The sequence below is a fragment of the Ignavibacteriales bacterium genome, from assembly GCA_015709675.1.
Taxonomy (GTDB): domain Bacteria; phylum Bacteroidota; class Ignavibacteria; order Ignavibacteriales; family Ignavibacteriaceae; genus H2-BAC3.
In genome coordinates this window covers 812,322-839,040 of sequence record CP054182.1, presented here as the reverse complement: position 1 = coordinate 839,040, position 26,719 = coordinate 812,322, and the positions used below count along the sequence as shown (strand labels likewise).

Here is a 26,719-nt window from a genome sequence, read left to right as displayed (position 1 = left end):
TTGATCATCTCCCATCTCCCCCTGAATTGTTATATTAGCACATGGCAAAAATGTGCAGCAATCAGGTGTTCCCTCATGGCTTGGCAGAAATCTTCCCCGCGGGTGTGACTCCGTGATCAGGGTTTTCTTTGCGGCTCTGTTTCTGATTCTGTTTTCTGCGGAAAACCTTCTTCATGGCTCAGACGGCTCCGGTAAATTTGGTTTTCCTGTTATCAGAAACTTTATGCCGCGGGATTATAAAGCCCACAGCCAGAACTGGGCTATCACCCGGGACAAGCGCGGCGTCATGTATTTCGGAAATTCCTACGGAGTTCTTGAGTATGACGGCATCACCTGGAATCTGATCAGAGTGCCTAATCAGATAGTCCGCTCCCTTGCCTGCGCTGATGACGGCACCATTTACGCCGGCTCCGCCGATGACTTTGGTTATCTCAAACGAGAGCGGGACGGACGGCTGGTATATACGTCGCTCCTTTCCCACACCGGTGTTTCCGGGCCCGTTGGGCACATCTGGTACACCTTTGCCTCCGACAGCTCCGTTTATTTTATATCCAATAATTATATCTTCCGCTATACCTTCCCCTCGGGAGCCGGGAGCAAACCGCAGGTTGAATCCTGGAAACCGCGGGAGCGTTTCAGGGCTGCCCATCAGATTGGCAATGATATATATGTTCTTGAAACGGGTGCCGGACTTAAAAAATTCTCCGGCGGTTCGCTCCGGCTTATTCCCGGCAGTGAACAGTTTGCCGATAAAATGATTGCCGCCATGATTCCCTTTGATGATCAGGGGCGCATTCTTTTAGGAACGCGTGAGGTCGGGCTGCATCTTTTTGACGGCAGTACCTTTACCCCTTTCCGATCTGAGGCAGCCGGTTTTCTCCTGAAGGAAAATATGTATATATCCCGCCTCCGTCTGACCGACGGCAGTTTTGTGTTCACCACTACACGGGGAGGCATTATCATCATTGATAAAAACGGAGATGTTGTCCACCGGGTGAATAAATCAAACGGCATTCCCGATAACGGCGTTCTCTTTGCCCAGCAATACGGCAATATACTCTGGCTCGCTCTGCAAAACGGCATCTCAGCCGTTGAGCTCCCCTCACCAGCGGCATATATAAACCAGACTACCGGACTTGAGGGCTCCGTGAGTGATGTTCTGGTCAGCGGCGGCAATCTCTATGCGGCAACTACCGCCGGGCTTTTCTCCGTGGAATTAAAAAACCGTTATCTTAGCCAGAATGATATCCGGCGCATAACCGTCGCGGATGCAGAATGCTGGTCGCTGCTTGAGACCGGGAACTCACTGCTTGTTGCCACATCCGATAATCTGCTCCGCGCTGATGGAAACCGGGTGGCAGTGGTTCCCGTATCCTGGAGCCGGATTTACTTTCTGTATCAGTCAGTCCGCTTTCCTGAGCGCGTATATGCAGGGCTTGAAGACGGCGTGGCGGTTATTGAGAACCGCGCCGGAAAATGGTTTGACCGCGGAAAAATACCCGGCATCACTACAGCGGTGCGCAACCTTGCTGAGGATTCGCTCGGTAATATCTGGCTTGGCACTGCTTACTACGGGCTTTTCCGCATTTCCCTCACCTCCCCCGGCGGCTTTTCTTCCCCGTCAATCAGGCATTTCCCTGAGGAGGAAATCCCCCGTTCCGGCGAGGTGCGGGTCTTCAGAATCGGGAACGACCTTCTGGTCAGTACCGGAGCGCGTATGTTACGCTATGATTACAAAACCGGGCAGCTTATTCCGGATGATATATATAACTTCAGTGCATGGACCCGCGGCTCGGATGTTATAACCGAGCTAAAAGAATCGTCCGGAACTCTCTGGGCGGCAGCGGTTACTCCCTCATCAGAGCTCCGTATCGGCACGGCACGGAAGACCGGAGGCACATATCAGTGGAGTGAACCCTCAGCGCTCCGCGGCATTATTGATTTTTCAAACAACAACGCTGTTTTTCGTATATATCCCGATGAAAAGAACCGGGTAATCTGGCTGTGCGGCGCTGACGGTATTGTGAGTTATAAACCGGAGTTCAGCCCAATAGACACTCTGCATACCCCGCCCGCCGCGGTTATCAGAAAAGTGTCCCTGCGCGGAGATTCGCTTCTTTTTGCCGGTGATGACCTTCTGCGTGCTTCACTTCAAGAAGGTGACGGCTTCATTCTTTCGCATGAAGAAAATTCAATCCGCTTCAGCTATTCAGGACTCACGTTCGATGCCGGACTCACCCGTTATCAGTATATACTCGAAGGGCTGGAGGAATCCTGGTCTCCCCGGACCGATGAAACCTCCCGTGATTATACCAGCCTGCCTCCGGGGAGCTATATATTCAGAGTACGGGCGGTTTCTGCCTCCGGTCTTACCGGCGCTGAATCCACTTTTACCTTTACCATTCTGCATCCCTGGTATTCGTCGTGGTATATGTACCTTTTCTACCTGCTCCTGGCTGTGCTCGCCGTCGCGGGGCTGCTCCGCTGGACAACTGATTATCTCATCAGACGCAATCTGCGGCTTGAGGCAATCATAGCGGACAGGACCAAAATCATCAGTGAACAGGCAGAAAAACTCCGCCATCTTGATGAAATTAAATCACGCTTCTTTGCTAATATATCACACGAGTTCCGCACTCCGCTTACCTTAACGCTCGGACAGATTGAGTCAGTCATGGAATCAACTTCCGAACGGGGGCTTAAACAAAAACTTGAAATGAGCTTCCGCAACGCGAAAAAACTGCTCAAACTGGTAAACCAGATTCTTGAGATTACCCGGCTTGAATCGCAGGAGCAGAAGCTGAAACTTGTCAGTAAAGATATTGTCGCTTTCTGCCGTCATCTGTTTTATAATTTTGAATCGTACGCAGACAATCAGGGAATCACCCTCCGCTTCACCTCCGAAGATGAGTCGCTGCGTATTCCCTTTGATCCTGAAAAAATGGAAAAAGTGATGGTGAATCTGCTCGGCAACGCTGTCAAGTTCACCTCATCCGGAGGAAGTGTTCAGCTCCATATCAGCCGCATCCGTTCCCTCAGCATTGATGAACAGGAGCAGGTTAAAATATCCGTTGAAGATACCGGCATCGGAATTCCGGCTGACCGGCTGCCGTATATATTCGACCGTTTTTATCAGGTGGAGCGGACCGGCCGGAGCGAGCTGGAAGGGACCGGCATCGGGCTTTCTCTGGTGAAAGAACTGGTTGATCTGCACGGCGGCAGCATCTCCGTCGAAAGCACTGAAGGCAGGGGAAGTGTTTTCTCCGTAACCCTTCCGCTGGTTTCCTCACAGTCCGTTCAGGAGGAACTCTCCGGCGAAGAAGCTTCCCTCACCCGGGAAATTGATATATATACCTCCCCGTCCCTCTTTTATGCCCCGCATCAGCATCACGATGCCGACCGCGATCTTGTTCTGGTTGTGGATGATAACTCCGATATCCGGCAGTTTATCAGAGAGCAGCTTGAAGACTCCTTTTCCGTGCTTGAAGCTCATGACGGCCTGCAGGGGTTTGACAGCGCAAGGGAATCAATACCGAACCTGATTATCACTGATGTCCGCATGCCCGGTATGGACGGCTTCACCCTGAGCAAAAAACTTAAAGAGGATCCGCTTACCAGCCACATCCCGGTTATTATTCTGACCGCAAAGTCTGAAGAGGAAGACCGGCTGACCGGACTTGAAACCGGTGCGGATGATTATCTGGTTAAACCCTTCAGCACAAAAGAACTCCTCCTCAGAACCAGAAATCTGATTGCCGGCAGAAAAAAGATTATCGAGAAATTCAGCCGCACCGCCTCATTTAATCCTTCCGAAGTGAGCGCTTCAGATATTGACCGGAGATTTCTTGAAAAGGTGCAGTCTGAAATCACCTCTTCCTTGGCTGATGAAAACTTCTCCGCTGAAATTCTTGCCTCAAAATGTTCAGTCAGCGTATCGCAGCTGAACAGAAAACTTAAGGGCTTGATCGGTCAGCCGGCAGGTCAGCTTATCCGCTCTGCCCGGATGGAAAAGGCAGCTCTTTTGCTTCAAAAGGGGGATTACCCCATTAAGGAAATTGCCCTTATGGTTGGCTTCAGTGACCAGTCAACCTTTACAAGAGCCTTTTCACGTTATTTTGGCAAAGCCCCGGGCGAATTCACCCAAAACTGATAATTTTGCGCAAATCTGCACAAGCTTTGCGCAATCCGGCAAACACTCTCCCCTATTGATCCCTTTATTTTTCGGTACGTAATTAATTATTCTCGTACACAAAGAGAGAGCCCGGACCATGAAAAAATTGTTCCTTTTACTTCTTCTGAACACCATCTCGTTTTCCCAGATAACACCCAGTTATACCTGGCTGAATCCCAAACCCTTTGGCCAGGGAATCGGCTGGATGAAGGCATTCAGCGAAAACACCATTTATATGGCTGGCCAAAACGGTACTTTTTTGAAAACTACTGATGGCGGGCAGTCCTTTGCCGCCAATCTTCAGGCAGGCGTGGCTTATGGCCCGGCAAATAACTTCGGATATGATATCTATGCTATGTATTGGGTAGATAATAATCTGGTCTATACGGCTGGTGCCGGAGGCGGAACAAAATCCACAGACGGCGGACAGACCTGGACAAGCATGCCCACTCTCGCTATTAACGGAACAGGAAGAGATATTCAGTTTATTGATGCCAATAACGGATTTCTGGCTGGCACCTCCACTTTCAGAATGTCATCAACCACGGACGGCGGGCAGACATGGGTGATGAATTCTAATCTTCCTTCAACTACGTACTATGCTGTTCATGCATTCAGCACTAATAAGATAATTGTTGCCGGCAGCGCTAACGGCGGCTTTAATGTCAGAATAACCACCGATGGCGGTGCTACCTGGACCGGAGCGGCTGCGGGTACAGGCACCCTCTACGCGCTTGAGTTCACTGATTCTCTCACAGCGTATGCTGCCGGCGCTTCAGGCAAATCGTTTAAATCTACAGACGGCGGCTATACCTGGGCTGAACTTCCTTCTGCTGCCGCCTCCGCGTCATCAATATTCGGAATGCACATCAGCGGTTCAAATATCTTTCTGGTTGGTGACCGCACCTTTGTTGTCCGCTCCACCGATGGCGGCGCAACCTTTAGCGCGGTGCAGTTCAGACCCGCAAACATTCCCGATATTATTATGAGAGGGGTTTCCTCCTCAGGCAATACGGTATATATCTCGGGTGATAACGGTGCGTTCTACAAATCAACCGACAACGGATCAACCTGGACCACTCCCACACAGATTGCAAAAGCCGGATTTATTCAGGCGCTCTGGGCTGACGGCAACGGCAGAATTATTGCCGGCGGCACAGCAGAAGGCGCAACAAACCCCATAGGCATTGCCCAGTTTATGTATTCTTCCGATTACGGAAATACCTGGAACGGTGTGAGTCTTTCCTCTTCATCCAATGATATCCGCGGTTTATCCATGATTAACTCAACAACGGGATATGCCTGCGGCAGCGGAGGAAAGATTTACAAAACCACTAACGGCGGCGCTTCATGGGATTCTATATATACCACGTCCATTCAGGCGCTTTCCCGCATCTATTTTTATAATGAGAATCTCGGAATTACAGTCGGCAACGGCGGCAGTATGTATAAAACCACCGACGGCGGCGTAACCTGGGCATCCATTAACGGCACAGGACTGACCGGAGGTATTAACGCCGCGGCTATTCTGAATCCGTCAACCTATATTGCCGGATCATTCATCAACGGCGGAGTATATAAAACAACTGACGGCGGCACCTCATGGTTTCTGCTCCCTACAATAGGAACAACTCCCGCCAGCATCAGCGACATTAAATTCACAGATGAAAATAACGGCTATATCATCGGCGCGACCGGTGTTACCGCGGTTGGCTTTTTGCACAAAACCACCGACGGCGGCCTTACCTGGGAAAACACGAATTTCCCGTTCGCCACAACACGCCTTTACAGCATGGCATTAAGAGGCCTGAATGATTTTGTTATTGTCGGTTCTGAAGGAAATATCTTTTACACCAGCAATGGCGGCACCTCATGGGCTTCATATAATTTCGGAATGCGCGTGCAGCTCAATGGTCAGATTCTCGGCGCTGCTTTCCCCCATCCTGATACCTGCATCGTTGCCGGTGCCGGCGGTTATGTGGTGAAGTTTGTTATGCCTTCACAGATTCCGGTTGAACTCACCTCATTTACCGCGTCCGTTTCCGGCAGTGATGTTACCCTTAACTGGGTAACCGCGAGCGAAACCAACAACCGCGGTTTTGAAATTGAACGCGCTCTGGCAGGTTCATCTGACTGGGTGCCCGCGGGATATACAGAGGGAAGAGGTTCAAGCGCGGAGATGAATTCCTATTCCTTCACTGATTATAACCTCTCTTCCGGCTCATACAGCTACCGGATAAAGCAGCTTGATTACGATGGAACCGTCACGGTATATAACCTTGCCGAAAACGTAACCATTGGCATTCCTGCTGAGTTTGCTCTAATGCAGAACTACCCTAATCCGTTTAACCCGGAAACAACCATCAGATTTGCCATACCTCAGAAAGAGCATGTTTCGATAAGCGTCTATGATATTCTTGGCAAACAGGTTGCTTCTGTTCTCAATGAAACCAAAGAAGCAGGCAGCTATACCGTCGGCTTCAGCGGCAGCAGCCTGCCGAGCGGAGTTTATATATATACCATCACAGCCGGTTCTTTCAGCCAGTCCCGCAAGATGACGCTGATGAAATAACAGTCTCTCAGGCAGAGAGACCCGGGGGAACGAAAGATTCCCTGAGTCACATGAAGGCTCGTTCCACGCCTGTAACCCTGCCGTAATTCATTTTACGGCAGGGTAGTGCGTGCCGGTTTCCGGTAAGTTTCCCCTGTCAGTCCGTTAGTTTATCACAGCAGAAATCCCCTCTTTTTTTACAATTTTTTTTAATTTCACCCCGTTTTTTTGGCAAAAACCGCAAATTTTCAGCGTTAACCCGCCGGGGGTTGTTTTAATTGGACGGAGTTTCTGTTATTTTTATTCCTGATTTAGACTGATTTTTATTATCACGGACTTTTCCATTGGGTATAGCAAACGATAACACAGATGTAACCGGCTTTCGCCAGCTCGTAGAGTCCCACGAGGACTTGATCGTGCGGGTAAACAGCAAAGGCGAATACCTTTATGTAAACCCGGCCTTCTGCAATTTAACCGGCAAATCTCCTGACGAGTTAATGAGAAGTTCTTTTCATCAGTTTATTCATCCTGACGATCTTCCCGCGGCAAGAGAGCATGCCGAGAAACTCTTTACCCTGCCTGCCCGCCTGAAAGTGGATATGCGCCAGATGACTATCCGCGGCTACCGCTGGATCCGGTGGGATAATATCTCCGTGTTTGATGAGAAAGATGACTTTGTTGAAATCCGTTCATTTGGCCGTGATATCACCGATGAAAAAACAACGCAGGAACATCTTCACCGCACGCAGACCCTTCTTGAATATATAGCGCTCGGCACGCAGAGTCTTCTGGTAAATGATGATTACCAGCAGGCCATTACCGAAGCTCTCAGAATGCTGGGCACCGCCGCCAATGTTGACCGCACCTATATTTTTGATATATATTACAGCGAATCAGCCGGCACTAATGTTGCCACGCAGCGTTTTGAATGGACCAAGGCAAATATTGAGGCCCAGATAGACAACCCTGAGCTGGTTGAATCCCCGATAGAAGAAATGGGAGTATATCACTCTCACTTCCTGCAGAACAAATCCTTTTACGGACTGGTTAAAAATATTGAAGGAGACCCTGTTCTTAAAGAAGTTCTTGAAATGCAGGGAATCATCTCCATCATTCTTATCCCTATTTTTGTGAATAATGCCCTCTGGGGTTTTATCGGGTTTGATGACTGCACTAACGAGCGTGAATGGCTGGAGATTGATATACACTTCCTTAAAACCGCCGCTAATGCTCTCGGCTCCAAACTCAAAAAAATGGAGCTCGAAAAGCAGGTACGCACCGCCGAGCTGCGTTATAAATTCGCGCTTGAAGCAACCGGCATCGGTCTGTGGGATCTCGAAATCCCCACAAACAAACTTTATCTTTCTCCTGAATGGAAAAAAATGATCGGATATCAGGATCATGAGATTAAAAATGAGATTGATCATTTCGTAAAACTGCTCCACCCTGATGATGTCCGGATTCCGCTTGATACTCTTCGCAGGCATCTTGACGGTGAACTTGAATACTACCGGTGTGAATACCGGCTAATCTCTAAAACCGGTGAGCCCGTGTGGGTGCTGGATCAGGGCCGCGTTATTGAAAGAACTGCAGATGGCATACCTTTCCGCATGATCGGAACGCATACCGATATTACTGAAGAGCGCGCGCAAACCGAAATCATTAAACAGAACGAAGCCAAACTGCGCAGTCTGCTTACCTCACTGCCGGATAATATCTTTATTTTCTCCGCCGATGGTGTGTATCTTGAGCTCTATGCTAATCAGCCCGGTCTTCTTGTTGCGGATCAGTCATCCATCATAGGAAAATCGCTCGGGGATTTCTTCCCGCAGGATCAGGTTGACGCCTTTATGGATAAGTTTGTGGAAGCAAAAGAAAAGAAAGACGTTGTCAGCTTTTACTACTCGGTGCACATTGATGAACTTGAGTTTGTTTTTGAGGCCCGTATATACGCCATCTCGGACGACAAAATTCTTGCAATCATCCGCGATGATACCGAGCGCGCCCGCGCGCAGAATAAACTGCTCGAAAGCCAGGCAAACCTTGAAGAAGCACAGCGCATTGCCCAGTTCGGATACTGGAATGTGGATCTGAATACCGGCCGCACCTTCTTTTCCAACAAGATGTTTGAACTGCTTGGCTATGATGCCAATGAAGTTGAGCCCTCTGTTGATGTTATCATGCAGATTATCCATCCCGGCGATAAAAAGCTGCTGCAGACCATTCTCACTGAAGTAAGCACAACCGGCACTCAGCACGAGGTAACACTCCGGCTTATGCTGCCCAACGGCACCATTACATATGTTGAAGTGCAGATCAATAAGGAGTCCCGGAACGGATCAGAGATGCCGGTTCTGCACGGCACCATGCTTGATATTACCCGCCGGCGTCTTGCTGAAATAGCTCTTGAAAACAGTGAACGTAAATACAGAAAGTATATAGATCAGTCGCCTATTGCCGTATTTATCATTAAAGGCAACGGCAGCATTCTGCACGCGAATAAAGCAGCCTGCTCTCTGACCGGCTTTACCTATGATGATCTTTCACACATGCTTATCAGCGATCTTATTCCCGATGAAAGCAAAGCGGTTCACACCAGGCACTTCCTTGATGTGCTGCGCCTTGGCACCAAAGCTGACGAAATGCTCATCCAGGGTAAGTTCGGCAGCAAAACCGAAGTGAACATGGTGGCTTCATTGCTTGATGATGATGAAGTGATTACCTATTGCGTTGATATGAGCAAGATTAAGGAGATGATTAAACAGCTTGCTGAAAATCAGGAGCGCTTCGATAATTACTTCACTGCAATCAATGATCTTATCTATTTCTATGATTTCAAAACCAAACGGTCTTCCTTCGCGAATGATTTTTACGAAAAAGTAATCGGCATGGATCCGAAACTGATCATTGACCACAATGATTACTGGATTAATCATGTGGTTCATCCGGATGATCGTGAGGGTTTTAACACATTCTCAGGCAAGACCTTCCAGCACAAAAAGGCTTCATTCCAGTACCGCATCATTGATAAGAACGGCGCTGTCCGCTGGCTGTGGGACAGAAACTGGGTAGTGCACGATCAGCAGGGTAATCCCATCCGCGTTGAAGGTATTGCAACCGACATAACTGAATCAAAGAATATTGAAATGGCAACTCAGCAGGCACTCATTAAAGAGAAAGAGCTGAATGAACTGAAGTCCCGCTTCATCTCAACCACTTCTCATGAGTTCCGGACGCCGCTTACTTCCATCTTCTCATCTGCGGAACTGCTGGAGCATTATGGTCATAAGTGGGATGATGAAAAGCGGAACTATTACTATAAGAAAATACAGCGCGTGGTTACTCAGCTGAAAGGGCTGCTTGATGACATTCTCCTGATTGACAAGGTGGAAAGCGGTAAGCTGCAGTTTAATCCTCAGCCCATCCGTCTCAAGTCCTTTGTCAGTGATATCATTGAGGAGTTCTCCCTGTATAAAAGTGATATCTTCACTCTTGAGTTTATATACGACTGCCCGCGTGAGTATTACCGTCTCGATGAGAAACTAAGCGGGCAGATATTCCGCAATCTTATAAGCAACGCGTTTAAGTATTCTCCCAGCGGAGGACACATACGGCTCTCCGTTACCGAATCAGATAATATCCTGATTATAGAAGTGTCGGATCAGGGTATCGGCATTTCACCCGAAGATATACAGCGCCTCTTTACCAGGTTCTTCCGCGGCAATAATACCGCCGGTATCGAAGGTACGGGACTCGGGCTTCCCATAATGAAAAATGCCGTGCAGTTTCACGGCGGCATTATCAATGTGCAGAGCGAACTGCAAAAAGGCACTACGTTTACCATTACCATTCCGGTAACTGAATAATATATACAAACAGGCCATGGAAAAAATATTAGTTATAGAAGACGACAGCAATATCAGAGAAAATGTTGTTGAACTGCTTTCCGCGGAGGGTTACACGGTGATTGAAGCCCCTGACGGCATCAAAGGACTGCAGCTTATTAAGGCACAAAACCCCGATCTGATACTTTGCGATATCTCAATGCCGGGGCTCAGCGGCTATGACGTCCTGAACACTATCCGCAGCGAAGGGTCTCATCACAGTCCGTTTATATTCCTCACCGCAAAAACCTCCCGCGAAGATTACCGCACGGGAATGGAGTCCGGCGCTGATGACTATCTTACCAAGCCCTTCACCCGGACCGAGCTGCTTAACGCAATTAAAAGCCGCCTGAAGCGGGGACAGTTGTATGAGGATAAATATATCCGTCTGAAATCAAACGTTAAATATGCCCTCCCTCATGAGTTTCTTACTCCGCTGAGCGCCATCCTTGCGGCTTCTCAGATTATTCTGGAAGAGGAAGGGAAAATGGAAACTCAGCAGACGTATGATTTTGTCAGAATTATCAACCGCTCGGCGGATACTCTGAAGATGACGATTGATAAATATTTTTTCCTTATTGATCTGATGATGATAAAAAGTGATCCCGATCAGATTGCACAGCTAAAAAAAGAGATTACACCTGCGGCAAACAAGACCCTGCAGTCAACAGCCGAATCGGTTGCAAGATTGCTTAACCGCCCTGAAGATCTTGGTATATACGCCGAGGATACCGACCTTGCCATCAAATACGAACACTTCACCCGCCTGGTTTCCGAACTGACGGAAAACGCACTGAAGTTTTCCAAAAAAGGAGATAAGGTCATGGTCACCGGCACAGTTTCCGGATCCGATTATATCCTCACGGTGCATAACCTGGGCAGTTCAATGAGCATGGAAGAAATTGCCGCAACTGATGAATTTGTCAAATTTAAAAAACATATCAAAGAACGTAAGGGTATGGGACTTGGGCTCGGCATCGTTAAGAATATCTGCGGACTGATAAATGCCGGACTGGTCATCTCAAGCACGGAAGAATCCGTGAGCGTAACATGTACATTTAAGCGAGTAAATTAACATATATTTGGAGGCCGCATGAACAAGAAAATCTTATTAATAGAAGACGATTTCAGAGTGAGAGAAGATATCGTGGAGCTGCTCACCAATGAAGGGTTTCAGGTCAGCGTTAACGTTGACGGAAGCGGAGTGCTTCAGCAGATAAATGATAACAAGTTTTCCCTGGTTATCTGCGATATATCACTTCCTGTGAAATCCGGGTTTGAAATCTTTGAAGAGATCAGGGGAACGCTCAACTTTCCAAAAATTCCGCCGTTTATCTTTCTGACCGCACGGGTTGACCGTCAGGATGTCAGACATGGTATGGAACTCGGCGCGGACGACTATATCACCAAACCCTTCACCCGCGCTGAACTGCTTAAAGCTATTGAGATTCAGACAGCCAAGCGGAATGAACTGCTTAAAGATATTCACTTTGTACAGGTTAAAGGGGGGGCATCAATGGTTGAATCCGATGATCAGCCGAAATCACGTCTCAGTTACAGCGGAAAGATTTTTATTGATGATGCTGATGCGCCCGGTATGGTTAAACTGGCGGACATTGTTCTCATAAAAGCTAATGATGATTATACGGTGGTCACCACCACATCCACTTCCTATGTGCTCCGTAAAACCATGAAGAAGTGGGAAGAGATTCTTCCGGAAGAAAAATTCATGCGGGTTCACCGCTCGTATATCATTAACACAGATCATGTGCTCAGATTTGACCGTTGGTATAACTATACCTACAAACTGACCATGAATGAAATACCGGAACCCATTACCGTGAGCCAGCGATACAGCCGTAAACTGCGCAGCCAGCTTAAGTAATTTTACCCTTATATATAAAGAAAAGGGACGGCGTGTTTGGCCGTCCCTTTTTCTTTTTAAACCGGAATCCTTCCCGGGATACGTCCAATTGCACCAAGGATTCCCCTGATGCAGAGATGACCAAAATCAACCGGCTTGCTGAACATCATAGGGCATCCTCCCGGAATCACCAGCAGCCCCTTCTCTCTGCAATACGCCGCGGCACTTTCCGAGACACTGTCTCCGAAAGATTTATGCATCCATACTGCTTTTATACCGCAGTTCACTGCCTCACGTGCAACGGTATCAGTCTTCTCTGGTGAGAGAGCTATTACCAGCGCTTCTGCTCCGCCCGGAATATCTGCAAGTGAAGAGAAACAGTAATCCCCCTCAATTTGTTCAGCATGCGGATTAACAGCATAAACCTGATATCCTCTCTTTCTGAGAGTTGTGTAAATCAGATTGGCTGCGTCTTTCTTCGTTCGTGAAACACCTGCAACAGCTATTCTCTTATAAGAAAGGAATTCTGCTGCTGCATCTTTAAGTGACATCGTCCCGGGCATAGGGTATCTGCCTTTATTTGTTAATGTGATACCGCAAAAATACGTACAACTTACCTTTCCCCGTTTAGCAGCTTCTTTACCTTGCGGACGCTTATCCCCAGCTTTCTGGCAAGGACCTTGTGATCGGTATCGGGATGGCGCTTCACGTAGGCAGCCGCGGCGTTTTCAAGCTGATTCTCTGAAAAGTAGAGTTCGGATTTATTGAATGCATGAAAGAGAAGAATGAATTTTTCCATTCCTGTTATCTCCGCCACCTCCCTCATATCTCCGGTAAGATGTTTTATGTCAACTTCTCTGAGCCAGTCATACTGCATGCGTGCTCTCCCTTCTTTTAGTCTGTTCCTGTATATATTCCTCATAAAAAGCCGATACACGTGCTATGTAATCCTTGGTCTCCCTTGGCAGTTTGAGCTGAATGGAGCGGTAGGTTTTGTCGGCAGCAAGTTTCATTACCCGGCCGATGCCGCAGTTATAAGCCGCAAGCGAAAGCCGGATATCTCCCCCGAACTGACGCTTCAGCCAGGACATATAGGCCGCCTGCGCTCTGATTGCATCCTCCGGATCACGGGGATCGTAACTGACATCAGGCGGAACCGGATTCACCCCCGGCTTGCCGTCCCCCCATTCTTTCCAGGTATTTTTCATAAACTGGCTTAAACCAACCGCCCCGGCCGGACTGACCGCGTCCGGGTTGAATCCGCTCTCTGCCCTGACCTGTGCCTTCAACAGCAGCCAGTCAACTCCGTTTAACTCCCCGTAATATCTGAAAAGTGAATCATAACGGTTCTCCCGGTTCATCTATCCTCCATTTCTACTTCGTTAATAATTGATAATTCTAAGTAATTTACTTATATTAACTTATTAGATTTTTTCTGTCATGTCAAGCCGGAAATGCATAAAAAGATGAAAATTGATAAAAAAGCTGTGGGAGCGCGTCTGAAGAGATTTCTTCTGAACCGCTATCCTACCATGAATGAAGCGGCTGAAGCGCTGGGCACCACCGCTGATTCCATCCGCAACAGTTACCTGAACGGACAGAGCCTCCCCGGAGCAACATTTACCGAGCGGCTTAAAAATATGGGATGCAGTATAGACTGGCTTCTCTTCGGATCCGGTGAAAATGAGCATAACGAAACTCATCCGGGATATCCTCAGTACCGCGTTGAGGCAGCCGTTCCCGCCGGAAGGGGTGATATATACGACATGAGCGAGTGGATGCAGTCTGAAGTGCTGAACTTCAAACCGGAAGATCATTTTTTTCTTAAGGTGGATGAGGAAAACGGCTACAGTATGATGCCGTTCATTCAGCCGGGGGATATGCTTCTGGTAAGTTCAACAGCACCGGTCGCCAATAATGATATCGTAGCCGCACGGTGGGATAACACCCGGGGCGCAATTAAACTCTGCAGTCTTCCTGTTAATGATCCTCACAAAGTAGCCCTTCTCTCATTCAACCCCATCGTAGCCCCGATGGTTTTTAATAAAAGGGAAGTAAGAATGTATAAAGTAGTGCTGATCAAAAAAGAACGATAAGAATTATGAAATATGAAGTATGAATTATGAATTGTTTTCCGCAAATCATATATAATATTTCGTAGGGACAGGTCGTGACCTGTCCTAATGCATGCCGGGTTTAGGAAAATATATACACAACAGGACAACTCTCGATTTGTCCCTACGCAAGAATTTTGAATTTCACAGGGACGGGTCGTGACCTGTCCTAACATATGCCGGGGTTGGAAAACCATTAACGGGGATAGGACAACTCACGAATTATCTCTGCAGATGAAACAAATTTCGTAGGAACAGGTCGTGATCCGTTTTAATGCATGCAGATTGGGATAATATATACACAATAGGATAACTCACGAGTTGTCCCTACGCAAGAATTTTGAATTTTTTAGGGACGGATCGTGACCTGTCCTAACGCATGTCGGGTTAGAAAACCATAAACGGGGATAGGACAACTCTCGAGTTATCCCTGCAGATGAAACAAATTTCGTAGGGACAGGTCGTGACCTGTCCTAATGAATGCCGGGTTGGAAAACCATTAATGAGGATAGGACAACTCTCGAGTTGTCCCTACAGTTGAAACACAAATTCGTAGGGACAGGTCGCGACCTGTCCTAATGCATGCAGATTGGGAAAATATATACACAACAGGATAACTCACGAGTTATCCCTACGCTAGAATTTTGAATTTCGTAGGGACAGGTCGTGACCTGTCCTAATGCATGCCGGGGTTGGAAAATTATATACACAACAGGATAACTCACGAGTTATCCCTACGCTAGAATTTTGAATTTCGTAGGGACGGGTCGTGACCCGTCCTAATGTATGCCTTGTAAAATCTTACCATACAATAGAACAACTCGCGAGTTATCACCACAGTTGATTGCCTCCGCTCAAATTCCGCGGCTGATTATCTCACCTTTTTACTACAACTGTTTCAGCTTGCTGTTAAGAGTGGTGCGCGGAATCTGCAGCAGTCTTGCCGCGCGGGTTATGTTATTACCGCTCTGCCTGAGTGCCTGCTCTATTACTTCCTTCTCCGTCATCTCCATATATTCCTCAAGTGAAGGAAAATCGCCGTTAAATGATATATTCGGTTTCGGAAGCGCGTGCGGACTGCTGAAATCAAGCAGCGCCGGATCAATACTGCCAAGATTGGAAAGAACGATGATTCTCTGGCAGATATTCTCCAGCTCCCGCACATTCCCCGGCCACTCATGCGCAAGCAGTGATGAAAGCAGCTGATCATTTATTACCGCTAATTTATCTGCTGCGTCATACTTGCGAAAAAAATGTTCAATAAGCTCCGGTATATCTTCCTTCCTCTGCCTTAGGGGCGGAACTTTAAGGGTCACGATATTAAGCCGGTAATAGAGATCTTCCCTGAACTCTTTCAGGTCGGCTTTTGCGCGCAGGTCGGTTTTTGAGGCGGCAATCACTCTTACATCAAACGGAACAGGTTCAGTGCCGCCAACACGGATGACGGTATGCTCTTGCAATACACGCAGCAGTTTAACCTGAAGCTGGAGCGGTATATCATCCACATCATCAATAAAGAGTGTTCCTTTATCGGCACTTTCAAAATAGCCGATATGCCGTTTCGCGGCGCCGGTGAAAGCACCTTTCTCATGTCCGAAAAGCTCACTTTCAAGCAGCGTTTCAGGAATGCTGGAGCAGCTTACCGCGACAAACTTTTCCTTGCCACGGTTTCCGGAGAGATGTATCATCCGCGCGACAAGCTCCTTACCGGTTCCGCTTTCCCCTTCTATCAGGACTGATGCATCATTATTTGCAATATGATTAATAACATCACGCAGCTTCTTTACCGGGGCTGAGTTTCCAATCAGGGTTCTGTTTTCAAGCTGCTTTATCCTCTGCCTCAGCTCTCTGTTTTCTTTAATGACAAAATGAAGCTGCCGTATATTCCTCAGGATTGAAAGCAGTTCCTCAGGCGAGAAAGGCTTTGTCAGATAATCATACGCCCCCATTTTCAGTGCTTTAACTGCTGTTTCAACCGTCGCGTAAGCGGTAATCAAAACCACTTTGCAGTCCGGCTTTGTTCTGATAATTTCTTCAAGAATTTCAAGTCCTCCGGTTTTAGGCAGCCGCAGATCGGTGATCACGATATCGGGAAGTTCTTTTCTGAATATATCCAGTCCCTCTTCACCGTCTTCGGCGGTAAAGACCTCAAACCCCTCACCGCGCAGCGTGTTGGCAAGGGTAATGCGCGTTATTTTTTCATCTTCAATTATTAACAGTTTCATGTTCTTTTGCAATTGGCAGTGATATGGTGAATCTGGTCCCTTCGCCGGGAGTGCTCTTCACCTCAATTTTTCCATTGTGTGATTCTATGATACCAAGACATACCGAAAGTCCGAGCCCGGTTCCGATGCCGATATCCTTTGTGGTAAAAAACGGGTCAAAAATCTTTTTCATGGTTTCAGCATCCATTCCGGAGCCGGTATCGCTGATCTCAATAATAACATCCCCCCTGGTTCCGGTGCGGGTATATATAGATATCTCCCCATTCCGCTGGAGAGCATCAAAACTGTTAAGCAGCAGATTCATAATGACCTCCTGGAAGAGATGGTAATCAATCATCACGCGGGGGAGATCGGACTGCAGTCCGGTTGTAACCCGGATCTGGTTTTCCCTGAGGCGGTATTCCGTTAGCTGAACCACTTTCTGAATTGACTCATTAACGTCAATGCTGGTCTGCGATTTAGACTGCTGCCGTGCAAATCCAAGCAGCTTTTTCACCACGGTTTCAATATTATCAATGCCTTCGCTGATCAGATCAAGGTACTCTTTTGTCTGGTATATATTAGCGGGGTCTTTCTTTATCGCGTACAGGCATGATTTTATGCCGTTAAGGGGATTATTCACCTGATGCGCCACCCCCGAGGCAAGGCGCCCGATGGAAGCAAGTTTTTCCGCCTGATAAATCTGCTTCTGCGCTGACTCAAGCTCCCTGCGCGATGTATCAAGGCGTTTTTGCAGCAGCCCAAAATGATGATACAAAAATCCTATTTCATCATCCTTTTCCGGCAGCGATATATCCTGCTGCGGCACCAGATCAATCTTGTCAATTTCATGAACCAGCCGCCCCAGCGAACCGGTCAGTCTGTTTATCAGCAGATATAATAGAAGAAGAACCCCTGAGGTGATGATTACCGTGGCACTCACCAGCATCAGAAAAAGAGAAGCAATCTCCTGCCGGATTGGTTCCGCGTCAAAGCCCACCTGTAGATAACCCCAGTTATTTCCCGCCATGTTCATCGGCGCTGTGCATGTAATCACCCAGCCATGTTCTGCGCTCTGGCTGATAAGTATATTATTTTCTGACTGGGATGATATATCCGCCTGAATTCCGGCATATCCGGAAGGGGTTTTCAGTCTCCCTCCATTGTTAATCCGCCAGGCAATAGGGGTTGCGTTTTTATCATACACCGTAACGTATTTTACGTTTCCAAGATAATTGATAAAATTATCAATATAGGTCTGCAGAATATTTTCTTTCTGAAAGACACTCTTCTCCTCAAAGATCAGAGCATCAACAATGGTCACTGAAAAAGTTCTTGTAACCGCGTAAACATTCTCTGCGTGTTTATGAATAATATTCTTTCTCCACTGAACAAGCATCACAACGGAGATCAGCAGCATCAGAGCGACAATCATCACGCCCGTGGTCATGATGATTTTGGTTTTCAGGCTCGATTTCACAGCAACCATATTTCGTTACCTCTCAATCAGTCTGATAAAATCATAATCGGAATCATTTGCTTTTTCGAATCCGTATTTAAATTCACTGTCCCAGTTGCGTGTTATCTGAGTAAGGTTCTGATTAGAACGGTTCAGCATCAGCAGCGCGGCAGAGATCGCGTTTATAATATTCTGATCATACCCCACCGCGGCAACAAGGGGAGAGGTGGGTATCTTTTCTGAATAGAGAATAATCCTGATTGAATCCCTGTTCTGCAGACTGTTCACCAGGAACTCCCTGGTTACACCGGCATCAAAATAACGGCTTGCAACCTGATAGATAACGCTCTGATGGTGAGGAAAATGCTGAATTTCAGCGATATCGGATACTTTTATACCCTGCCTGCCCAGTTCATAAGAGATCAGCCAGTTGCCTGAAAACGATTCCTGTGAGGGGAGCGCAAGCCGCTTTCCTTTAAGATCTTTCAGTTCCTTAAGCCCGGATGATTTATGGGTGATCAGCACCGATCGTGAGTAGGGCTGATAATTCTCATTCAGCGGTTTAAGAATGGGAATAACCCGGTACTTTTCTCTCGCTTTTATATATACATAAGAACCGAGAAACGCGGCGGCAGTTTCCCCTTTAACCAGCATCTGCACTGCTTCGTTGTAATCCGTGCTCAGCTTCAGTTCAAAGTGATACGGGGTATTGGCGGTAAGATACTCCAGCATCGGCTGATAACCCCGGTAAATGATATTCGGGGGATACCGGGAGATTACACCAATATAAACAACCGGTTTCTCCGGCCGGGCTGAAACCTGCTCATACTCTGCCCGTGCGGGTGTATATACCCCTGAAATATCCAGAAAGTATCCGTAGAAAAATACCGTCAGGGCAGTCCCCCCTGCCAGCAGGAAGAGAAATGAGTATATCAGTTTCTTTTTTTGCATTACTTTTTTATCACCGGACATATTGCCGTCTCATTCCATAATAAAATTTTATACCAATCCCGGAGGCCCTTAAACAGGTGTCTCGGGCAGATTTTTCTCCTGAAAACCGGGAGTTTCAGGAGGGGGTGACTAAATTTCGTCATTTTTCTCAGTAACGATAGCAGTATTTCCCCTGATTTCAAAGGATTTGGGCATTTTTTAACCGGCTTTTACTGGTATGGAAATTGGATAACCAGGGCAGTAATTCAATTTCATCTTACACTAACATAGAAGGAAGTTCACTCATGAGCGAAATCATACCCCGCTGGGAATGGCGCACTTTTTCAAACGATCTCGGCAAAGCCGAAGAAAACATCCGCAGGCATCCTGAGGGCAAAACCCGCGAGAGCGATGAGGTTTACATTCTCTCGGAAGTCAGTATGGATAATACCAAAGTTCGTGACGGACTAATGGATATCAAAACTCTTCAGCAGGTAAACGAGGACCGTCTTGAGCTCTGGCTCCCGATCATGAAAGGCCAATTTCCTCTCCCGGTCTCTGAAATCAAAAAAGTTTTCAAGTGCTTCCGTGTAGCCCTCCCGAATTTTGCCAGGGTTGAATACACCTTCCAGCAGTATCTGGATGAAGTGATTAAACCTTCAACACTCCTCAAAGCCGTTAACGTTCATAAGAAAAGAACCGGCTTTACCATCAATAACACTATCGTGGAAATTGCAGAAGTTACCGTTGACGGCAAAGTGATTAAAACTGCTGCTGTTGAAATGGAGGACCCTGCACTGGTCATAAAAACTGTCAGAGAACTTGAACTTGATAAGTTCCCGAATATCAACTATCTGCGCGGGCTTAAAAACCTGGTCGGAATGAAGTGAGGCATTACCATGGCAAATGAAATAGAACGGAAGTTTCTGGTAAAGGGTGAGTTCAAAAAGTTCGCCAGCAAAGAAACCCGCATCGTGCAGGGTTACCTTTCCTCGGTTCCTGAACGAACCGTGAGAGTAAGAATAAAAGGTGATAAAGGATATATCACCATTAAAGGAATCGGCAGTGCATCAGGCGCAACCCGCTTTGAGTGGGAAAAAGAAATTCCCGCCTCAGAGGTTGAAGAGCTGCTTAAGATCTGCGAACCGGGCGTAATTGACAAAACCCGTTACCTCGTAAAATCAGGAAATCACACTTTTGAGGTTGATGAGTTCTATGGTGAAAATCAGGGACTCACCCTTGCTGAAATTGAACTCAGCTCAGAGGACGAGTCATTCCAGAAACCTGACTGGCTTGGCGATGAAGTTACCGGTGATACAAAGTACTATAACTCCATGCTCATGAAAAACCCCTTCACCAGGTGGTAACTTTACATTATATACATATATAACGATCAACGAAACCTGAACCCATGAAAACCAGCTTTGATCCGCTCGATATGCACCACTACCGTATCGAGAAACTTCCCAAGCGGGAAAAATCCAGGTTTGAAGGAATACTTGCGGCAAGCGGCCCTTTTCTGGCGCTTGCTGCTTTTATTCTTTTCAGCTTTGTCATCAAATTTGATTTCCTCTATGCCATTCAGCCTGATCATCTGGTCTCTGATGCGGCAAAAAAAGCTTTTGAAAAAATCGGTCCTGAGGCCTTCACCAGAAACAATGAATATATGCTTGGCATCTTTGCCGCAGGTATCATTCTCTGGATGACTCAGGCGATACCGAATTATCTCACTTCGCTCATGCTCATTATATCTCTGGTGCTGACCGGAGTGCTCACAGAAAAAACAGCGTATGCACAGCTCGGGCATCCGGTGATGTGGCTTAATATCATGTCCTTCGTGCTCGCAAGCATGCTGGTCGTAACCGGCCTTGCAAAGCGCTTTGCTCTCTGGCTTATTATCCGTTTCGGTAAAAATGCCAGCACAATATTTCTAACGTTTCTTATAATCAATCTCATTCTCTCAGCGTTTATTTCAGCTACAACGGCAAAAGCAGCTATTCTGCTCCCGATCTTTATGGTTATCGCCGCTATCTATGGTGCAACCGGAGGAGAGAATAAAAATAACTTCGGGCGTAGTATTGTCCTGCAGAATCTTCTTAATATCAATCTTGGCGCGGGTGCATTTGTCACCGGGTCCGGGGCTAATCTTCTGGCTGCCGGCATTATCGGCGGTGCAATCGGCGGCAATATCTTTTTTGCCGACTGGATGTTTGCCATGCTTCCTACCATGATTATCCTCATGCTGACTGGATATATACTCGCCATGAAAGTTTTCTTTCCGCTCACGCCTGAAGAACGTCTCCCGCAGATTGAAGGGGGTATGGAGCGCCTCAGGGAAGAGTACCAGAAACTCGGCAAAATCACCCTGCTTGAAATCCGTGCCGCAATTATCTTTATTGCAATTCTTGCCCTGTGGACAACTGATAAGCTGCATGGAATAAGCCCAACCGCCGTTGCGTTCTTTGGCGCAATCATCGCGCTGCTGCCGCGGTTTGGCATAGTCAAGTGGAATGATGTTGATATTCCCTGGCACCTGATGCTCTTCTCGGCCGGTGCATATACACTCGGCGCGGGACTAGATACAACCGATCTTCCCCTTCATGTGGTCACCGCCGTCTTTGATTCACTGGGCATCAGTAACGAAGCGCATTTCTGGGTTCTTTATCTTTTCCTGACCGGTGTAATGATATATAGCGCTCTTCTGTTTCAGTCAAAGACCATGCGCGCCATGATTTTTATTCCGATTGCAATTGGTGTTGCTAACAAATTTGGTTTCCCGGTAATCAGCCTTGCGCTTCCGGTTGCCTTTATGATTGAACATGTGTATGTGCTCCCGTTTAATTCAAAACCGGCGGCACTGCTCTACGAGACAAATCAGTATTCGCTCGGTGATACCTTTAAGCTGGGCATCACGCTGATGACCTGCGCGTGGGTGCTGAATATTATTCTCGGTGAAACCTGGTTCCGGTATCTCGGCATTACGCCTAACGGTGTTTTCGGTTTATTCTGACTGTATCTATTTTTCTGATTTACGAGGACTGAATGTCATTATTTTTTAAGAAAACAAAAAAGCTTGAATCCGAAATGGATGAATACCTTGATCTGGTGATCAAGGGCGGGCTTATTTTTAAGCTGGGGATTAAATGCTATATGGACGGACAGATTGAAGAGTTTGAACATCATCTGCGCGACCTGAGAAAAATGGAAGACCGCGCGGATGACCTGCGCCGTAATATCGAAATTAAGCTCTACACCCGCACACTCATACCTGAAGCGCGCGGCGATGTGCTCGGGCTTCTTGAAAGCTGCGATAAGGTGCTGAATATCACCACTGAAACACTGCTTGAGTTCTCAGTTGAGATTCCGGAAATCCTGCCTGAACTGAAACAGGATTTCCTCTATATATCAGACAATTCAATTTCCTGCCTGGAGAATACCGTAAGCGGCATCAGGGCATACTTTAAAAACATCGATGCTGTGCGTGACTATGTCACCAAAGTGCAGTTTTATAAAAAGGAGACAAACAAAATCGCTGAGAGGATCAAGCGCATGGTATTCAGGTCTGATCTTGAGCTCAGCCGCAAGATCCATATCCGTTATTTCACCTTCCATGTTGAAAGAATCGCGGAGCAGTCTGAGGATGTCTGCGACCGCCTTTCAATAGCAATCGTTAAAAGGTTCGAATAACATTGGATATATCGGTCTGGTTTTTCATCAGCAGCGGCCTCTTTCTCGGATGGTCTCTTGGCGCCAATCACGCTGTGGGACTCTTCGGTACGGCAGTATCTTCCAAAATGGTGCGCTTTAAGGTTGCCGCCATTATCGGGGGAATCTTTACGCTGCTCGGTGCTGTAATCAGCGGTGCGGGAACTACTTCAACGCTCACCAATCTTGGCGGCATCAATGCGATAGCTGGCAGCTTTACTGTGGCGCTCTCGGTTGCTATTGCAATTACCTGGATGACAAAAGCAGAACTACCCGTCTCCACTTCTCAAGCTGTGGTTGGTGCAATCATCGGATGGAATATATTTACCGGATCACCAACCGATTTGGAATCCCTTACAAAAATCTTCAGCAGCTGGATAGCAAGCCCGCTTATCTCCGCTGCTATCGGTTTTCTGATATTTAAGCTTATCAAGAATACGGTACTGAAGTGGAAGATTCATATGCTTGAGCTTGATAATTATACCAGGATCGGTCTGATTTTAGTAGGAGCCCTTGCATCATACTCAATGGGGGCAAATAATATAGCAAATGTTATGGGTATGTTCGCTTCGGCTACGCCGTTTAACGATATACCATTAACTGAAAATTTTGTCATCAGTGGAATAGAGCAGCTTTTCTTTATCGGCGGACTCTCTATTGCTCTTGGTATTATCACTTATGGCCATAAGGTTATGAACACGGTTGGAAATGATCTCTATAAGATTTCCCCCATAACCGGATTCGCTGTGGTTTTGGCTGAGTCAATTGTGCTTTTCCTCTTTACTTCACAAACCCTGGAAAGCGTTCTGCTATCAATCGGACTTCCTGCAATTCCGCTTGTTCCGCTTTCAGCAATGCAGTCATTTGTTGGTGCGGTCATTGGTGTCGGGCTTGCAAAGGATCCGCAGTCCATAAACTTCAAAGTATTCGGAAAAATAAGTCTGGGGTGGATTATTGCCCCTGTTACTGCAGGTGTTCTCGCGTTCATTATGCTGTTCTTTGTACAGAATGTCTTTGAACAAAAAGTAATTCATCCAGTGCCGTATCAGATAACCACATCAGTCATTCAAAAACTTGAATCGGAAAATATTAATACTAAACTGATTAAAGATCTGAAAGGAAAACGCTTTACCAATAAAAAGGTATTCCGTAATGAACTACTGAGCCGCTATGAGTTTAATAATCAGCAGCTCTATGCAATCTTTACCTATGCAATAGTTGATAGCTTTAAAGTAGACTCACTGCTGATTAATGAAAAGATGAATACTGATCTCTTTACTCAGGCGGAAATAGACCTCTTAAAACCGCTGCATGGCAGGGCCTTCAGTCACCGCATTGATTTTGAAGCTGTTATCAGCAGCCTGCTTCCCGAATGGAAAGAAAACGGCGACCTCCTGCATAACAAAATTGTAAAAGAGAAACTGCTTTTTATTGAGAACCTGTTTCGTGCCGAAACGGATCTCCGGGAAACACCCGGCAAAAACAGGAACATCCAAAGAAACAAACTATTTCCAGATAAAACTCAACCATAACAAATAAAGGTGCCATAATGAGAAAACTTACCCATATATACGCAATTGTTCAGCTTGCGGTATTTCTGTTTGCAGCGCCGGCTGTTTTAGCACAGGATGCTAAAGTGCCGGGCGGTGACCAGAAAGTTCCCATGTCAGTTGATGTAAAAAACGGAAAATTAGTGTTTGAATCAGCCGACGGTAACTTCCGCTGGTGGATTGATTCACGTATTCAGTTTGACGGAGCTATGTATTTCGCTCCTGATTTTGTATCAGAGACCAAGAACGGCATGAGCAATGGTTTCCACTTCAGAAGATTAACATTCGCTCTTAAAGCAACCCTCTATAGGGACTGGGAAGCAGAGTTTGATATTGATATGAGAGAAGACACGGATGTTGACGAACAAAACGAACTCCGTGATATGTGGATAAAATACAATGTCCCGAATAAAAACCTGTCCTTTATGGTCGGTCACTTCAAAGAGCCTTTCGGTATGGAAAGATTAAACAGCTCACGTCTGCTTACCTTTCTTGAAAGATCATCTATTTCAAGTGCACTGCCTATGGGCAGAAGAGTCGGCGCTTCAGTCCGCACCTGGTCAGACTGGTATCAGATAACCGGCGCAATCATGGGACATGAACCCGGAACCCGTATTGACAAAGGTCAGAGAGACGAAGGTTACTCAACAAACATCAGAGCTTCCATCGCTCCGGTGAACGAGTTTGGCAAAAATTTCCACTTCGGTCTCGCCGGTTCATATAAGATACCCGATGCAACTTCAGAACTTCGTGCCAATACCATTGAACTCAGCTCAAGAACCGAATCTTATGTATTCAATCCAAAATTCCTCCATACCGGTGACATTGCTGATGTAAATTATTATCTCCGCGGCGGTACCGAACTGATGTATATCAACGGTCCTCTCTATCTTCAGACTGAAGTGATGGGTACATCAATTGAAAGATTTTTCGGCAAACCGCAGGTTACTCTCGGCGGAGGATATATCACCGCAGCTTATCTTCTTACCGGTGAAACCCGCTATTACTATGTGGATGAGGGAGAAGTTGGTCCGGTTGAAAAACCCAAAAACTCATGGGGCGCGCTCGAAATTGCAGCACGTTACACTCATACAAACCTTAATGACAGCGAAGCCGGCGTAAAGGGCGGTATGGCAAATCAGTATATGTTTGGAATCAATTTTATGCCCAATCCAAACATTAAAATTCAGTTCAATTATTCCTATGTAAACCTGGATGAATACGCAACCCGTAAGGGCAACCTGAAAGGTGATGATGACCATGCCTTTATTCAGATCCGCTTCCAGGCATCATTATAATAACAGGAGAAATAAATAATGAAAAACCTTTTATCAGCTTTTATCATCATTCTTCCGCTGGTATTTACTGCCTGCTCAAGGGATGAACCTTCACTGCCGGTTGTGCCGCCGGTTCCTGTGGTAGAGACCATTAAGATCAACGAAGTGTATTCCCGCGGAACAACTGCGGCACCTGACTGGATTGAACTCTATAACACCGGTACCGCATCGGTTGATGTTTCCGGTTACAAGATATATGACAGCGGCGGAGAGACCGGCGCAAAACCTAAAATGACTCTTCCTGCCGGAACATCCATTGCAGCAAACGGTTTTCTGGTAATTGTTGTGGATGATACAACATCAGCGGGCTTTGGCCTTTCAAGCAGCGGTGAAAAAGTATGGCTCGAAAAGGCATCCGGCACCGTTATTGACACAGTAACATTCCCCGCACTGGGTGTTGATTCATCATGGGGCAGAAGAAGTGACGGAACTGCCAACTGGGAAGTTATTTTCCCTTCAACCAAAGGTGTAACCAATGGTACAGGAAATGTCACCCTTCAGCCGGTAGTAATGAATGAAATCTTCTCACGAGGCGCTGATCCGAATTTCGACTTTATCGAAATCTATAATCCCAATCCGGTAAGCATAGATCTCTCAGGTTATAAGATCTATGATGGCGGCGGCAATGCCGGCACAAAGCCAAAGCTGGAATTCCCGGCTGGAGCCTCCGTTCCGGCAAACGGTTTCTATGTTATTATCGTTGATGTTCAGGAAGCTGCGGGATTTGGCATCGGCAGCGGCGGAGATGAGGTCTGGTTCGAAAATGCCAGCGGTACGGTAATTGACCATCAGGTTGTTCCCGCAATGCCGGTTGCAACTACATCCTATTGCCGGATTCCTGACGGAAGCGCAAACTGGGTGATTTCAAATACCATAACTAAGGGTGCAGCTAATCAGCCCTGATCTATATACTTTACGGGAACCGGGCAAAGTCTGGTTCCCTGTTTATT

The 26,719-nt window shown here is 46.9% G+C and carries 19 protein-coding genes; 13 read left to right on the top strand and 6 right to left on the bottom strand.

What is annotated here, in order from left to right; translation table 11 throughout:
* The first annotated feature begins 52 nt into the window (after positions 1-52).
* The 5 genes from HRU80_02990 to HRU80_02970 all read left to right on the top strand — a co-directional run bounded on the left by HRU80_02990 (position 53) and on the right by HRU80_02970 (position 12,491).
* Complete coding sequence (locus tag HRU80_02990) at positions 53-4,150, top strand: response regulator (GenBank protein QOJ27890.1); 4,098 nt, start codon at positions 53-55, stop codon at positions 4,148-4,150.
* A gap of 118 nt (positions 4,151-4,268) precedes the next feature.
* Positions 4,269-6,743, top strand: a complete 2,475-nt coding sequence (locus tag HRU80_02985) for a T9SS type A sorting domain-containing protein (protein ID QOJ27889.1) — start codon at positions 4,269-4,271, stop codon at positions 6,741-6,743.
* A gap of 323 nt (positions 6,744-7,066) precedes the next feature.
* Positions 7,067-10,588 carry a PAS domain S-box protein gene (locus HRU80_02980; protein QOJ27888.1) on the top strand — a complete coding sequence of 1,174 codons (3,522 nt, stop codon included), beginning with the start codon at positions 7,067-7,069 and terminating at the stop codon, positions 10,586-10,588.
* Positions 10,589-10,604: 16 nt separating this feature from the next.
* Positions 10,605-11,681: a response regulator gene (locus HRU80_02975; GenBank protein QOJ27887.1), complete on the top strand. Its 1,077-nt coding sequence runs from the start codon at positions 10,605-10,607 to the stop codon at positions 11,679-11,681.
* Between the two features lie 18 nt (positions 11,682-11,699).
* A complete protein-coding gene (locus HRU80_02970; GenBank protein QOJ27886.1) occupies positions 11,700-12,491 on the top strand; it encodes a LytTR family transcriptional regulator DNA-binding domain-containing protein in 792 nt (263 codons plus the stop codon).
* Positions 12,492-12,547: 56 nt separating this feature from the next.
* On the opposite strand, the gene HRU80_02965 is transcribed toward HRU80_02970, so the two are convergent.
* The 3 genes from HRU80_02965 to HRU80_02955 all read right to left on the bottom strand — a co-directional run bounded on the left by HRU80_02965 (position 12,548) and on the right by HRU80_02955 (position 13,831).
* Complete coding sequence (locus tag HRU80_02965) at positions 12,548-13,021, bottom strand: CoA-binding protein (GenBank protein QOJ27885.1); 474 nt, start codon at positions 13,019-13,021, stop codon at positions 12,548-12,550.
* A gap of 62 nt (positions 13,022-13,083) precedes the next feature.
* Positions 13,084-13,347, bottom strand: a complete 264-nt coding sequence (locus HRU80_02960) for a hypothetical protein (GenBank protein ID QOJ27884.1) — start codon at positions 13,345-13,347, stop codon at positions 13,084-13,086.
* Complete coding sequence (locus tag HRU80_02955; protein QOJ27883.1) at positions 13,337-13,831, bottom strand: lytic transglycosylase domain-containing protein; 495 nt, start codon at positions 13,829-13,831, stop codon at positions 13,337-13,339. The genes HRU80_02960 and HRU80_02955 overlap by 11 nt, the downstream gene beginning before the upstream one ends.
* A 105-nt stretch (positions 13,832-13,936) precedes the next feature.
* On the opposite strand from HRU80_02955, the gene HRU80_02950 reads away from it, so the two are divergent.
* On the top strand, positions 13,937-14,566 hold the full coding sequence (locus tag HRU80_02950) for a LexA family transcriptional regulator (protein ID QOJ27882.1): 630 nt from the start codon (positions 13,937-13,939) through the stop codon (positions 14,564-14,566).
* Between the two features lie 905 nt (positions 14,567-15,471).
* Here the strand turns inward: HRU80_02950 and HRU80_02945 are convergent.
* The 3 genes from HRU80_02945 to HRU80_02935 are packed head-to-tail and all read right to left on the bottom strand — an operon-like array spanning position 15,472 to position 19,219.
* Positions 15,472-16,809, bottom strand: coding sequence for a sigma-54-dependent Fis family transcriptional regulator (locus HRU80_02945; protein ID QOJ27881.1), 1,338 nt, complete (start codon positions 16,807-16,809; stop codon positions 15,472-15,474).
* Complete coding sequence (locus tag HRU80_02940) at positions 16,790-18,277, bottom strand: hypothetical protein (GenBank protein QOJ27880.1); 1,488 nt, start codon at positions 18,275-18,277, stop codon at positions 16,790-16,792. The genes HRU80_02945 and HRU80_02940 overlap by 20 nt, the downstream gene beginning before the upstream one ends.
* A 6-nt stretch (positions 18,278-18,283) precedes the next feature.
* Positions 18,284-19,219, bottom strand: a complete 936-nt coding sequence (locus HRU80_02935) for a phosphate/phosphite/phosphonate ABC transporter substrate-binding protein (protein ID QOJ27879.1) — start codon at positions 19,217-19,219, stop codon at positions 18,284-18,286.
* Between the two features lie 263 nt (positions 19,220-19,482).
* Here HRU80_02935 and HRU80_02930 point away from each other — a divergent pair, with 263 nt between their 5' ends.
* From HRU80_02930 to HRU80_02900, 7 genes are read left to right on the top strand one after another with little or no spacing between them, the layout of a single operon-like run.
* Positions 19,483-20,067: a hypothetical protein gene (locus HRU80_02930; protein ID QOJ27878.1), complete on the top strand. Its 585-nt coding sequence runs from the start codon at positions 19,483-19,485 to the stop codon at positions 20,065-20,067.
* Positions 20,068-20,076: 9 nt separating this feature from the next.
* Positions 20,077-20,544, top strand: coding sequence for a CYTH domain-containing protein (locus HRU80_02925; GenBank protein QOJ27877.1), 468 nt, complete (start codon positions 20,077-20,079; stop codon positions 20,542-20,544).
* Positions 20,545-20,588: 44 nt separating this feature from the next.
* A complete protein-coding gene (locus HRU80_02920) occupies positions 20,589-22,187 on the top strand; it encodes a DASS family sodium-coupled anion symporter (GenBank protein QOJ27876.1) in 1,599 nt (532 codons plus the stop codon).
* Positions 22,188-22,219: 32 nt separating this feature from the next.
* A complete protein-coding gene (locus tag HRU80_02915; GenBank protein QOJ27875.1) occupies positions 22,220-22,864 on the top strand; it encodes a DUF47 family protein in 645 nt (214 codons plus the stop codon).
* 2 nt (positions 22,865-22,866) lie between these two features.
* Positions 22,867-24,414 (top strand): inorganic phosphate transporter, encoded by a 1,548-nt coding sequence (locus tag HRU80_02910; protein ID QOJ27874.1) that lies wholly within the window; start codon positions 22,867-22,869, stop codon positions 24,412-24,414.
* Positions 24,415-24,431: 17 nt separating this feature from the next.
* A complete protein-coding gene (locus HRU80_02905; protein QOJ27873.1) occupies positions 24,432-25,730 on the top strand; it encodes a hypothetical protein in 1,299 nt (432 codons plus the stop codon).
* A gap of 18 nt (positions 25,731-25,748) precedes the next feature.
* Complete coding sequence (locus tag HRU80_02900; protein QOJ27872.1) at positions 25,749-26,672, top strand: lamin tail domain-containing protein; 924 nt, start codon at positions 25,749-25,751, stop codon at positions 26,670-26,672.
* Positions 26,673-26,719 lie beyond the last annotated feature (47 nt).